A 13,061-nucleotide genomic window follows, 5' to 3' on the forward strand; every position below is an offset into this window, starting at 1 on the left:
TCTTGAGCGGCCTCGTTTCCAGCGTTTCCCGCACGATTTCACCGTCGCGAGAATTCGACTTCACTGTCACCTAGGTTGAGGAAATGCGCCAGCCTTTTTTCACCAGGTGGTGAAAAGTGTAATCCGAGGGCGGAGGGGCGCCTGCGTCAGGCCTTGCCGGACCTGGCCACGACCGCCTCGAAACCCGCGGCGCAGTAGGCGAACAGGCGCGCGCGCACGGCCTCCAGGTCGCTGGAATGGCACACCCCCTCCGACAGCGAGTCGATGCGGCCGGTCTCCGACAGGGCCAGCATCATCGAGCCGGTCAGGAACTGGTAGCACCAGTAGAGGTCGCGATACTCCGCGTCGGGACGGACGATCTTCAGCGTGTCGACCAGCTGGTGGACGACGGGGTCGAAGAACCGGGCCATGGTCTCGCCGCCCCAGACGGGGGTGTTGTTCACCTGGGCGACCAGGGCGAAATAGCTCTTCCAGCCGCCGCCGCCCTCCTGCGAGATGCGCAGCAGGGGGTCGATGAAGGCGGTGATCACGCCCTCCACCGTCATGCGCGCCCCGAAGGTCTCGACATAGGCGTTCATCGAGACGCTGCGGGCCTGGTTGAGGATCTCGGCCCGACGCAGGAACACCGCGTCGAACAGCTCGCGCTTGGCGCCGAAATAGTAGTGGATCAGGGCGGTGTCGACGCCGGCCTCGGCGGCCACCTGGCGCGTGGTCACGCCGTGGAAGCCGTGGCGCGCGAACAGGCCCTCGGCGGAGTCGAGGATGGTCTCCTTCAGGTCCAGGCCCGTGGCCTTGGAAGGACGGCCCCGCCCGCCGGAACGGGCGCGGGTCTTGGCGGCGGTCATGTGGAGGGGACCCATCCGTGAACAGCGTTGTTCCTCGGATAGGCCCGCTTCCGGCGCCGTGGCAAGAGCGGGGCCGTTCGGCGGGGCCTCAGCGCAGCGTCACGGCGTGAACGTTCTCGCCCGGCGCGAGGGTGAAGGCGGCGGCCTCGAACGCCGGCGGGCCCATCATGCCCTTCGCGTCGTTGGAAAAGCCGTAGGGCTCGGCCGGAATGCCGAACGCGTTGGTTCCCAGGCGGCCGTCGCCGTCGACATCGTGGAAGGCGCGGATGGCGTAGGTCCCGATCGGCAGCTCGAGGCGCAGGCTCGGGGCGGCTGCGGCGGCGGGAACGTCGACCGAGGCGACCGCCTTGCCGCCTTTCCAGGCCTGGGCGCTGTCGTAGACGGCGACGTGCAGCGCGCCAGTGTGGGCCTTCAGGTCGGGGAAGGTCAGGACGAGGCTGGCGTCGGCCGGGGGCGCGGCGGCGGGCGGCGCGGCGACGACGGGAATGTCCTGACAGAGGCCGGCGACGGGGAGGGCGAGAAGCGCGACGCTGGCGAGAAGGGCGGCAAGACGCATGAAGAGGGTCCTTGAAGGGCGCGGAGGCAACAGACTGTGAAACGACAACGCGCTCAACCGAAGAACACGCGCCACAGCAGGCGGCCGGGCAGGAAGGTGAAGGCGCCGGCGATCAGCAGGCCGCCGACGAACAGGCCGGTCATGAAGCGCCGGTGCAGGTGGACGTTGTGGCGGCGGGCGGCGTAGACGGCCATCGGCAGGGCCACGATGGTCCAGCCCGACAGCAGGTGGATCCAGCTCATGGCGCCGTGGTTCATCTCGCGGATGAACAGCGAGCTGACCGCCGTGGTCGCCATGGCCACGACCCAGGTCCAGCCCAGGGCGCGGTGCAGGCGCGTGCCCTTGACCCCGACCATCAGCACCGTGCCGATCGCCAGCGCCGTCAGGGCGGCGGCGATGTGGATCTGGATCTTCGCCGGCGCGGCCGCCACCAGCGACAGGTTCGGCAGGTGGACGCCGGCGCGCAGCATCATGACCGGGGCGGCGGCGATCACCGTGGCGACGAGCACGCCGGCGAGGCCCTTGCGCCGGAAGCGGCGGGCGGCGGCGTCATGCATTGACAGGCTGGTCTGGGGCATCTTGATCTCCGGGCGGCGGCGGGGTGCGTCGCCGTTGCAGGATCGATAGGAGCCGAGCGGGCCGTGTCTCAATCGCCGTTACGTGAGCAGCCGGGTCGGCTTCGCCAATCGCCGCCGCCCGCCGTTCGCGCTTCGCGAATGGCGGCCCTGGCGGCGGCGCACGGACGCGGCGTCGTGGTGGCGGGGATCGCCGGCCTGTTCCTGGCCTTCGCCGGCGCGTTCGGCACCGGCGATGCGCCGCTGTGGATCCGGCTCGTCTACTGGCTGGTGCTGTGCTGGTCGGGCGCGGCGGCCGGGGCGGCCGTGGGCGCGGTCGTCCAGAACAGCGGCCTGACCGAGCGCCGGCCGTTCGTCGGCGGGGCGGTGATCACCCTGGGGGTCGCCCTGCCCGGCACGCTGTACGTCTGGGCGATGTCGAGCCTGATGTTCGGCGCCCTGCCGAAGCTGGAGAACCTGCGACACTACTTCCTGCCGGTGCTGGTCATCACCGCGGCGATCACGGCCCTCAACTTCCTGGTCGCCCGCAAGCCGGTCGAGACCCATGCGGCCGCCCCCGAGGCGCCGCCGCCGCGCTTTCTCGAACGCCTGCCGCCCAAGCTGCGCGGCGCGACCCTCTTCGCCGTCGAGGCCCAGGACCATTACCTGCGCCTGCACACCTCCAGGGGCGAGGACCTGATCCTGATGCGCCTCTCCGACGCCATAGCCGAGCTGGAAGGCATCGAGGGCGCCCAGACCCACCGCTCGTGGTGGGTGGCGCGCGCGGCGGTGGTCGAGGCCCGTCGCGGCGACGGCCGGGCCGTGCTGACCCTGGCCGGCGGGGCCGAGGCCCCGGTCAGCCGCGCCTACGCTAAGGCCCTGCGCGAGGCGGGCTGGTTCTAGGCGGCGCGTCCCCGCCGCTGGGCCAGCAGCGCCTGCAGCCGTGTCCAGCCCTTGCGGGCCGCCTCGGCGTCGATCGAGCCCTCGGCCGGCGCGCCGCTCGGCGCTGGTCCGATGTCGGCGCCGCCCCGCACCAGCGTGATGGCCATATCCTCGCTTTCCGCCGCCCGCAGTGGTTTTAGGCCCTGGAGGTCGCTGGCGTTGGGATCGGCGCCCCGCTTGATGAGAAGCTGAGCGACCGCCGGCGAATAGGCTTCATGCAGGGGCGTGCGCCCCAGGACGTTGCGCGCGTTCGGAGGCGCGCCGTGATCGAGCAAGAGTTTCGCCACGGCCAGCGCCCGCTCTTCGGAGTACGAAGCCTTGCAGCGGAAGGCGTCAGACGGGATCGAAGCAAGGTCGAAGCGCGCGCCCGAAGCAAGCAGGGCGCGCAGAATCTCGGGTTGGCACGAGATCGCGGCGTCGACCACGAGGTCCACACGCTGCGCCGTGGCGACACCCTCGAGGGCGCCGGCCGAGGCCAGGATCTTGGTCATGTCGAGGCGCTCCGAGGAAACGGCCATCTCCAGCGGCGTCTTCGTGCCGGGATCGTATTGATAGGCGCGGGCAGGGCGGTCGATTGGAAAGCCCGCGGCGATCAGCGCCTGCATGCTCTCGGGCGAAAGCGTCCCGGCCGCCTGGACGACCAGTCTCTGGCCGCCGACGGAACGCGGATCGATCCCTTCCTCGCGAAAGACGTCGATCGTCCTCGCATCGGCCGTCAGCCATCGGCGAGCCGGTACGAGCTTGTCGACGCCCGCGGCGATCTCTCCGAAAGGCTCGGGCGCGTCCGGGCGGATCAGCTCCCAGCCGAACGAATCCACGCACTTCTGGTGCGGGCCGGCGTGCAGGCAGATGGTGCTCCGCAGGTCGCCGCCGAGCCAGGTGCTGTAGCGCGGTTTCAGCCGGCGAAAGCGGGACTCGTCGATCATGGCGAAAAGGTCGGCCACCGCCTGGGGGCTGGTCGGATGGATGCGCCGGCCGGGCAGCAGCACCTCGGGGCCCCCTTCGAATATGGCCCGGCCGTCGCGATGGATCTCGATCCTGTAGTCGGCGGTCGGATCTTTCCTGGATACATGGGAAAGAACGACCATCTGGGGCCTGTCGAGGCCGTCGGGCGGCGGCCTGTTCCGCGCCCATTTGATCAGCAGGAAGGCGGCGGTGATCCCGATCGCCAACGCAAGGCTGAGGAGCGCGGCGCGCACGATCGTATCGCCGAGCGCAGCGGTCATGAAGTTGGCCGATCTCGGCCTCGTATGGTCCTGTTTCACGCCGCCCCCGGTGGATCGGGGCAGAGAACCGCCAATGCCGCGGCTTTGCAATCCCGACGCTGCGTGTCTCGCCAGCGTCATGGCGGCGTGCGGAGGGCAAACAAAAAGGGCGGCCCTCGCGAGCCGCCCTTTCCGTTATCGACCAAGCCTTGCGGCTTAGAATTCTTCCCACTCGTCGACCTTGGTCGCCAGGGCGGCCGAGCCGCCGGGGCGGCCCGGACGGACGAAGGTCTGGGCGCGGGCCTGGGCGGCATGCACCGGGTTGGCGCGCGACGCGGCCGGGGCGGCGGGCGCCGAAGCGCGGCCGGCGCTCTCGCCGCCGACCTTGAAGCGGCCGACCAGGGCGGCCAGTTCGCCCGTCTCGCCTTTCAGCGAGTGGGTGGCGGCGGTGGCTTCCTCGACCATGGCGGCGTTCTGCTGAACGACCTGGTCCATCTGGTTCACGGCGGTGTTGACCTGGTGCAGGCCGGTCGACTGCTCGGTGGCCGAGGCGGCGATCTCGGTGACCAGGGCGTCGATGGTGGCGACCTGGTCGACGATGCGCTGCAGGGCCTCGCCGGTCTGGCCGACCAGGGACACGCCCGAACCGACCTGCTGGGTCGAGGTCGAGATCAGGGTCTTGATCTCCTTGGCGGCTTCGGCCGAACGCTGGGCGAGAGCCCGCACTTCCTGGGCGACGACCGCGAAGCCCTTGCCCGCATCGCCGGCCCGGGCGGCTTCGACGCCGGCGTTCAGGGCCAGGAGGTTGGTCTGGAAGGCGATCTCGTCGATCACGCCGATGATGTTGCCGATCTGGCCCGAGGACTGCTCGATGCCGGCCATGGCGCTGACGGCCTGGCTGACGATGGCGCCGGAGCGCTCGGCGTCGGCGCGGGCGGCGGCGACCACGCTGGAGGCCTCCTTGGCGCCGGCGGCGGTCTTGCGGACCGTGGCGGTGATCTCGTCGAGGGCGGCGGCGGTCTCTTCCAGGCTGGCGGCCTGCTGCTCGGTGCGGCGCGACAGGTCGTCCGAGGCCTGGGCGATCTCTTCCGAACCGGCGCGGATGCCGCCGGTGGCGCCGTTGATGCCGCGCAGGGCGTCCTGCAGGCGGCCGGCGGCGGCGTTGAAGTCGGTCTTCAGCTGCTGGGCCTTGGGCGCGAACTCGGCGTTGATACGGTAGGTCAGGTCGCCGTCGGCCAGCGAGCCCAGGGCTTCGGCCAGGGCGGTGATGGCGATGCGGTCGACCTCGGCCTCGGCGGCCTTCTCGGCCTCGCGTTCGGCGCGCTCGCGCTCGGTGCGGGCGCCGGCGGAGGCGGCTTCTTCTTCCAGGCGCAGCTTGTGGATGGCGGCGTCCTTGAAGGTGGCGACGGCGCCGGCCATCTCGCCGATCTCGTCCTTGCGGCCCGAGGCCGGCACGGCGACGCTGTTGTCGCCCGAGGCCAGGCGGCGCATGGCGGTGGTCATGGCCGCGACCGGGGCGGCGATGCCGCCGGTCAGCATCAGGCCGCCGCCGACGGCGACCGCCAGGGTGACGGCGATGCCGATGGCCAGGACCAGGGTGCTGCGCAGCGAGGCGGCGGCCTGGGCGGCGGTCTCGGCGGCGACGACGGCCTCGGCGTCGGTGGTGATGGCTTCGATGGCTTCCTCGACCGGCTCGACGGCCTTGTCGGCGACGCCGTCGTGCTTGACCAGGTCGATGGCCTGGGCGCGGGTCGCCGGATCGGCGCCCAGCTTCTCGGCCGGCTCGATGGCCTGGGCGCGATAGTTGGCGTAGGCGGCGTCGACGGCGGCGATGCGGGCCAGATCGGCCTCGTCGTTGCCGGCCAGCTTGCGCAGCTCGTCCAGGGCGGCCACGAACTTGGGCTTGTGGGCGTTCTCCAGGCGGTCGACGTAGTAGGCGTCGCCCGACAGCAGGAAGCCGCGCAGCGAGTTCTCCTGGCGGGTCAGGCGGAAGGCGGCCGTGTCGGCGGCGCGCAGGCTGGCGTGCGCCACGGCCGTGCGCTGCACCGAGCCCTTGTAGGCCTGCTGGTTGACGAACAGCGTAATGCCCATGGCCACGATCGCGGCCAGCATCGCGCCGAACACGACCATCAGCTTCTGGGGAATCTTCAAGTCACCAAACCGCACGACCCGCCTCCGGATATCTGCCCCGACGATGTGCGCGACAGCACACGTCCTCGCTGCAAGCTCTGGCGAGATCGCGGTTTCCACGGGATTAACCGTAGTGTGGCGGAACGTCGCACCCCGAGACCGGGGTTATATGCCGATGGTCGGCGACCCAGTGTCAGCAACTTCCTCAGGTTGCGGCGTGTAAGGGGTTACCGCTGATAACGACACACCCCGCTCCACCTGTGGCGGAGCGGGGTGCGACAAAGAGACGGGCCGAAAATATTTCGATCCGAGGCCTGATCTAGTGAGCCTCGTCCCAGTTCAGGGCCGCGCGGGCCTCGACCGTCAGGGGAACGGAAAGCGCCACGGCCGGTTCGGCCGCGCCCTCCATGACCCGCCGGGCGACGTCGCAGACGGCCTGGGCCTCGTGCTCGGGAGCCTCGAACACCAGTTCATCGTGCACCTGCAGCAGCATGCGGGCCTTCAGGCCTTCCTGCTCGAGCGCGGCGGGCATGCGGACCATGGCCCGGCGCATGACGTCGGCGGCCGCGCCCTGGATCGGGGCGTTGATGGCCGCGCGTTCGGAGAACTGCCGCTGGCCCACAGACTTGGCGTGGATGTCGGGGATGTTGATCTTGCGGCCGAAGATCGTGGTCACGTAGCCGTGCTCGCGCACGAAGGCCTTGGTGGCGTCCATATAGGCCTGGATGCCGGGGAAGCGCTCGAAATAGGTCTTGATGTAGGCCCCGGCCTCGCCCTGGCCGATGCCCAGCTGGTTGGCCAGGCCAAAAGCGCTGATGCCGTAGACGATGCCGAAGTTGATGGCCTTGGCCCGGCGGCGGATCAGCGGGTCCATGCCCTCGATCGGGGTGTCGAACATCTCCGAGGCCGTCATGGCGTGGATGTCGAGGCCGTCGCGGAAGGCCTGCTGAAGTTGCGGGATCTGGCCGATGTGGGCCAGCAGGCGCAGCTCGATCTGGCTGTAGTCGGCGCTGATCAGCACCTTGCCCGGCGCGGCCACGAAGGCCTTGCGGATCTTGCGGCCCTCCTCGGTGCGCACCGGGATGTTCTGCAGGTTGGGGTCCGACGACGACAGGCGGCCCGTCGTGGTGGCGGCCAGGGCGTAGGAGGTGTGCACCCGGCCCGTGCGCTCGCTGATCGCGGCGATCAGGTTTTCGGTATAGGTGCCCTTCAGCTTGGACAACTGGCGCCAGTCGAGCAGCACGCGCGGCAGCTCGTGTTCATTGGCCAGGCTTTCCAGCACGTCGCTGTCGGTCGACCACTGGCCGGTGGCGGTCTTCTTGCCGCCCTTCATGTTCAGTTCGCCGAACAGCACGTCGCCGATCTGCTTGGGGCTGCCCAGGTTGAACGGCCGGCCGGCCAGCTTTTGCGCCTGCTCCTCGAAGTCGGCCATGCGCAGCGAGAACTCGTTGGAGAGCCGCCGCAGGGTCTCGGGATCGACGCGGACGCCGTCGTTCTCCATCGTCGCCAGCACGCCCGGCATCGGCCGCTCGAGGGTCTCGTACACCGTTAGCAGGCCCTCGGCCGCCAGGCGCGGACGCAGGACGTTGTAGAGCCGCAGGGTGACGTCGGCGTCCTCGGCGGCGTAGGCCGTGGCCTTGTCCAGGGCCACGTGCTTGAAGCTGATCTGGCTCTTGCCCGTGCCGGCCACTTCCTTGAACGGGATGGGCTTGTGGCCCAGCCACAGCTCCGACAGCTCGTCCATGCCGTGGCCGTGCAGGCCCGCTTCCAGCACGTAGCTGATCAGCATGGTGTCCTCGATCGGGGCGACGACGATCCCCCGGCGGGCCATCACGGCGATGTCGTACTTGGCGTTCTGGGCGACCTTCAGCACCGCCGGGTCTTCCAGCAGCGGCTTCAGCGCGGCCAGCGCCTCTTCCTCGGAGATCTGCTCCAGCTTGGCCGGGGCCTCGAAGGCCAGGCCCCCGTCCTGCGGCTTGTCCTCGTGGCTGACGGGGATGTAGCAGGCCTCGCCCGGCGCGATGGCCAGCGACACGCCGCACAGGCCGGCATTGGCCGAGGACAGCGCGTCGGTCTCGGTGTCGAAGGCGACGATCCCCTTGGCCCGGGCCTTGTCGATCCAGACCTGAAGGGTGGGAAGATCCCGCACGCAGACATAGGCGGCGGTGTCGATGGCGACCGGCTCGGCCACCGGATTGGCCGCGGCGCGGGCGGCGGCCGAAACGTAGGAGACGCTGGTCACCGGCGCGGTGACGGCTCTGTCCGAGGGGCGGGCCTCCAGCGTGCGCGGCGCGGCCGCGGCGTTGCCGTCGCCGACCCGGCGGGCCAGCGTCCGAAACTCCATCTCTTCCAGGAAGGCGGCCAGCACGGCCTTGTCGGGCTCGCGCACCACCAGGTCGTCCAGCGGCTCGGGCAGGGGGGTGTTGCAGTCCAGCGTGACCAGGGCCCGCGACAGGCGGATCTGGTCGGCGAAGTTGATCAGGGTCTCGCGGCGCTTGGGCTGCTTGATCTCGCCGGCGCGGGCCAGCAGCGTGTCGAGGTCGCCGTACTCGGTGATCAGCTGGGCGGCGGTCTTGATCCCGATCCCGGGAGCTCCCGGAACGTTGTCGACGCTGTCGCCGCAAAGCGATTGCACGTCGACCACGTGTTCGGGATAGACGCCGAACTTCTCGAACACTTCGTTGCGGCCGATGCGGACGCCCTTCATGGGATCGAACATCGAGACGCTGTCGCCGACCAGCTGCATCAGGTCCTTGTCGGACGAGACGATGACGGCTTCGCCGCCGGCGTCGCGGGCGGCGCAGGCGTAGGCGGCGATCAGGTCGTCGGCCTCGTAGCCGGGCAGCTCGATGGCCGGCACGCCGAAGGCCCGGGTGGCGTCGCGCACCAGCGGGAACTGCGGGATCAGGTCTTCCGGCGCCGGCGGACGGTGGGCCTTGTATTGGTCGTACAGCTTGTTGCGGAACGTCTTTTCCGAGTGATCCCAGATCACCGCCAGGTGCGTGGGCGCGTCGCCCTGCATGTCGCGCATCAGCTTCCACAGCATGTTGCAGAAGCCCTGCACCGCGCCGACGGGCAGGCCGTCGCTCTTGCGGGTCAGGGGCGGCAGGGCGTGGTAGGCGCGGAACAGATAGGCCGAGCCGTCCACCAGGAAGAGGCGCAGGGCAGGGCCGTCCTGGGTGAGGGGGCGGGACTGGGCGGATTCGGGCGCGGCGGCGTCGGTCATGGCGGCGAACATAAGGGGATCGGTGGCGCGCCGGAACCCTTGCCGAACACGCCTCGACCGGTTGCTGACGCCGGGTGGCTGGGCTATGGCTCAGCCCTGGGTCGAGTAGTCGGGCGGGGGCCCGAGACCCGAGGGGGCGTTGTGTCTTTCATTCGTTTCGGTTCGGTCGCGGCCCTGCTGGTGCTGGCGGGTCTTCCCACGTCTTCGATCGCGGCCGAGGAGGGGCGCCTGGTGTTCGCCGCCCGGCCCAAGGCGTCGGAGATCAAGGCCGCGTTTCCGGCCGGGGCCAGCGTCACCGGCGACGCCGAGGTCGAGTGCGTGATCGCCGACAAGGGCGCGCTGGCCGACTGCAAGGTGCTGAGCGAGTACCCGATGAACCGCGGCTTCGGCGCGGCCGCCCTGGGCCTTTCCGATCGCTACAAGGCCAAGGTCAAGGACGAGAGCGGCGCTTCGGCCGTCGGCCGCAAGATCTCCTATTCGCTCGAGTTCCTGGCGCCCGGCGACGCCAATCCCGACTGGGTGCGCAAGCCGACGGGCCAGGATCTGGCGGGCGTCTTCCCCGTCGCCGCGGTGAAGGCCGGCAAGGACGGCCGGGCCGTCATCCGCTGCCGGGTCACGACCGAGGGTTTCCTGGACCGTTGCGCGGTGCTGTCGGAAAGCCCCGCGGGCCTGGGCTTCGGCCATTCGGCCCTGGCGCTGGCCCCGCAGTTCCTGATGAGCCCCAAGATCCGCGCCGGCCAGCGCGTCGAGACCGAGGTCACGGTGCCGATCAACTGGGCGGGCCTGGCCGAGGGCGGTTTCGCGTCGGTCGGCAAGGAGCGGCTGATCCTGGATCCGCCGTGGAAGTCGGCGCCCAGCCTGGCGCAGGTCGAGGCCGCCTGGCCCAAGGCCGCCGCGGGCGAGGACAACGGCCAGGCCGCCCTGCGCTGCGGGATCAAGGAAACCGGCGCGCTGGACGACTGCGAGGTGATCTCGGAACTGCCCAAGGGCAGGGGGTTCGGCAAGGCGGCTCTCGGGCTGGCCGACCACTTCAAGGTGTCGGTGGGGCCGGGCGACGCCAAGCTGGTCAAGCTGATCCACGTGGACGTGCCGTTCCGTTTCCGGCCGCCGGGCGCGACCGGCCGCCAGCTGACCAAGCCGCGCTGGATCCAGATGGCCGACGCCGAGGGCCTGGCCATGGCCTTCCCCCAGGCCGCCCGCAAGGCGGGGGTGAAGAACGGCCTGGGCGTGGTGTCCTGCGCGGTGACCACCGAGGGCCGGTTGGCCGACTGCGAGGCCGCGCGCGAGGAGCCGGCGGGTCTGGACTTCGCCGCTTCGGCGATGATCGTGGCGGGCTCCATGCGGATGAACCCGTGGACCAAGGAAGGCGACCCGGTGGACGGCCAGCGCATCCGCCTGCCGATCCGCTTCGAGGGCGGTGGAGACGAGGAAGAAGGGGCCGCCGAGGCTCCGGCGACGCCGGCCAAGCCCTGAGGCTCGATCCCGCCAAGGCGGCGCTTTGCAACCATTGTTCGCCCAAATGAGGCGAGATCGCCCTTAAGGCGCCCCATGCTGGACCTGTGGACGGTTTACAGGCAAAAGCACGTCCGCCCGTGAGGCGGACGTGATCCGTCTGGCGGAACCTGGGAACCTCAGGGCACGTCAGAGGCTTGGTTCCCTACGAGTAAAAGCGCCCTCCCCGACGCGGATACTGTTGAGCATGACCTTGAAGAAGACCATCGCCCTGGGCCTTGGCCTGGGAAGTTGCAGCCTTGTGGTCGCCGGCGTGCTGGCGACCGGCGTTCTGGCCCCGCCGTCCGCGCCCGACGCGATGACCAGCGAGCCCGTCGAGCTGCGCGCGCCCCTGGCGCCGGCCGAGCAGAGCACGCCCCTGCCCAAGCAGTACGAGGTCTGAGGCTCGAAGCCTCTCCAGCCTCCCGTCATTCCCGGCCTTGTGGCGGTTGGCGCCGTCTGGAATCCCTTTCTCTTAGAGAGAGGGATTTGATGTCTGCCTCCCACCCTTTGCGGACATTGATGGTGTCCGCTCACTGGGGCTGTGTCGGTAGCGGTGGAGGTTCCCGGTTCCGAGGCGGGAAAGACGGGTAGATGAGCTAAGGCTAAGGCTTCGACTTCGCCGGCTCGCCCTCTTCAGGCGCAGGCGCCGGCTCCGGAACCCCCGCGAGGGTCAGGTCGAACACCGAGCCGCCGGGGCCGGTTTCCACCAGCGCCAGATCCCCGCCGTGGCCCTGGGCCAACTCGCGGGCGATGGCCAGGCCAAGGCCCGTGCCGCCGCGGCGCACAGAACCCACGAACGGCTGGAACAGGTTGGCCCGCGCCCGGGCCGGCACGCCGGGACCGTCGTCCGAAAGCCTGAGATGGCTCATGCCGTCGGCGCGGCGCAGCTCCACGAACACCCGCCCCTTGCCGCTGCGGTCGGGCGCGCCTTCGATGGCCTCGCGGGCGTTGCGCAGCAGGTTGGTGAGGATACGGTGCAGCTGGTCGGGATCGGCCTGGATCTGCTCGCGCGGGTCGATCACCGTCTCCAGGGCCACGCCCTGCGGGGTGAGGCCGGAGTCCTCGGCCGCCATCTCCAGCGCCGCGCGCAGGCCCACGGTGCGGATCACCGGCGCCGGCTCCTTGGACTTGCCGTAGGCCATGACGTCGCTGGCCAGGGTGATGGCGCGGTCGAGCGCCCGTTCCAGGCGCGGCAGGGCCTGGGCCACCTTGGGGTCGCCCAGGGCGGCCAGGCGATCCGAGGCCATCTGGGCGCTGGTCAGCATGTTGCGCAGGTCGTGATTGATCTTGGCCACCGCCTCGCCGAGGGCCGCCAGGCGGGCCTTGGCCTGCAGGGCGGTGCGCAGGTCGGTCTGCATGGCGTCGAGCTCGGCCTCGGCGCGGCCGATCTCGTCGCGGCGGCGCGACACCACGACGCGGGCTTCGGGATCCTCGGGATCGGCGCGGAAGCGCTCCATGGCCTTGGTGATGCGCTGCATGGGCCGCACCAGCAGGAAGTTCAGCGACAGGTAGATCAGGCCCCCGGCCAGGCCGGCGGCGAACAGGGTCACGCCCGCCAGGCGCCAGAAGTTGGCGATCAGGTGGGCCTTCAGCGGGGCGTCGGGCAGCACGATCTCGACGAACTCGGCCTCCTGGCGGAAGCGCGGCTCGGCCATCACCCGCACCAGGCTGCCGGGCTTGCTCTTCAGGGTGAAGAACGGGGCGGCCAGCCATGAGCCGGGGTTCTGGCCGCGCAGGTCGACGAGATAGGGCTGTTCGATGGCGCGCGGTTCGGTGGGCAGAACAAGGCGGCGCGCGCCGTCGACCTGAAGGGCCACGATGACGACGCCGGCCTGGTCGAGCAGGCGCTGCGAGACCTGGTCGGTGACGCGGCGCTCGGGGTCGGCGTCGGCGATGGTCGAGGCCAGTTCGGCCGCGCGCACCCGGTCGAGCAGCCACTGCTTTTCCAGGTCGGCCAGGGCCGGCGGCAGGATGAAGGCGCCGGCCAGGAACACGAACAGGGCGGTCAGGAGCAGCAGGCGCGCCGACAGGCCGCCGGGCCACGGAAGGCGTCTTCCGGGCGGCTTGTCGGGAGCGGCGGGCGGCGTGACCGGTTCGGCCATTCGTCTG

General features: G+C 70.4%; 10 protein-coding genes. 3 read left to right on the forward strand and 7 right to left on the reverse strand.

Features of this window, described 5'->3' with window-relative positions; all coding sequences use genetic code 11:
* Positions 1-146: 146 nt before the first annotated feature.
* From DDF62_RS06290 to DDF62_RS06300, 3 genes are all read right to left on the reverse strand, one after another.
* Positions 147-845, reverse strand: coding sequence for a TetR/AcrR family transcriptional regulator (locus DDF62_RS06290; RefSeq protein WP_165832187.1), 699 nt, complete (start codon positions 843-845; stop codon positions 147-149).
* Positions 846-933: 88 nt separating this feature from the next.
* Positions 934-1,401, reverse strand: coding sequence for a DUF2141 domain-containing protein (locus tag DDF62_RS06295; protein ID WP_116488337.1), 468 nt, complete (start codon positions 1,399-1,401; stop codon positions 934-936).
* A 53-nt stretch (positions 1,402-1,454) separates the two neighbouring features.
* Positions 1,455-1,979: a DUF2306 domain-containing protein gene (locus DDF62_RS06300; protein WP_116488338.1), complete on the reverse strand. Its 525-nt coding sequence runs from the start codon at positions 1,977-1,979 to the stop codon at positions 1,455-1,457.
* A gap of 138 nt (positions 1,980-2,117) precedes the next feature.
* Between DDF62_RS06300 and DDF62_RS06305 the strand changes: the two genes are divergently transcribed.
* Positions 2,118-2,858, forward strand: coding sequence for a LytTR family DNA-binding domain-containing protein (locus DDF62_RS06305; RefSeq protein WP_116488339.1), 741 nt, complete (start codon positions 2,118-2,120; stop codon positions 2,856-2,858).
* Here DDF62_RS06305 and DDF62_RS06310 read toward each other — a convergent pair.
* The 3 genes from DDF62_RS06310 to polA all read right to left on the reverse strand — a co-directional run bounded on the left by DDF62_RS06310 (position 2,855) and on the right by polA (position 9,458).
* On the reverse strand, positions 2,855-4,243 hold the full coding sequence (locus DDF62_RS06310; protein WP_116488340.1) for an ankyrin repeat domain-containing protein: 1,389 nt from the start codon (positions 4,241-4,243) through the stop codon (positions 2,855-2,857). The two genes, DDF62_RS06305 and DDF62_RS06310, sit on opposite strands and share 4 nt — an antisense overlap.
* A gap of 75 nt (positions 4,244-4,318) precedes the next feature.
* Positions 4,319-6,268, reverse strand: a complete 1,950-nt coding sequence (locus DDF62_RS06315) for a methyl-accepting chemotaxis protein (RefSeq protein WP_116488341.1) — start codon at positions 6,266-6,268, stop codon at positions 4,319-4,321.
* A gap of 283 nt (positions 6,269-6,551) precedes the next feature.
* Positions 6,552-9,458 carry a DNA polymerase I gene (polA, locus tag DDF62_RS06320; protein ID WP_208866837.1) on the reverse strand — a complete coding sequence of 969 codons (2,907 nt, stop codon included), beginning with the start codon at positions 9,456-9,458 and terminating at the stop codon, positions 6,552-6,554.
* A gap of 141 nt (positions 9,459-9,599) precedes the next feature.
* Here polA and DDF62_RS06325 point away from each other — a divergent pair, with 141 nt between their 5' ends.
* Together DDF62_RS06325 and DDF62_RS06330 are read left to right on the forward strand one after the other, a co-directional pair.
* On the forward strand, positions 9,600-10,931 hold the full coding sequence (locus DDF62_RS06325) for a TonB family protein (RefSeq protein WP_116488343.1): 1,332 nt from the start codon (positions 9,600-9,602) through the stop codon (positions 10,929-10,931).
* Positions 10,932-11,157: 226 nt separating this feature from the next.
* Positions 11,158-11,352, forward strand: a complete 195-nt coding sequence (locus DDF62_RS06330; protein WP_116488344.1) for a hypothetical protein — start codon at positions 11,158-11,160, stop codon at positions 11,350-11,352.
* Positions 11,353-11,554: 202 nt separating this feature from the next.
* Here the strand turns inward: DDF62_RS06330 and DDF62_RS06335 are convergent, their stop codons facing one another.
* A complete protein-coding gene (locus tag DDF62_RS06335) occupies positions 11,555-13,054 on the reverse strand; it encodes a sensor histidine kinase (RefSeq protein ID WP_116488345.1) in 1,500 nt (499 codons plus the stop codon).
* Positions 13,055-13,061 lie beyond the last annotated feature (7 nt).

This window comes from Caulobacter radicis (genome assembly GCF_003094615.1).
GTDB lineage: Bacteria > Pseudomonadota > Alphaproteobacteria > Caulobacterales > Caulobacteraceae > Caulobacter > Caulobacter radicis.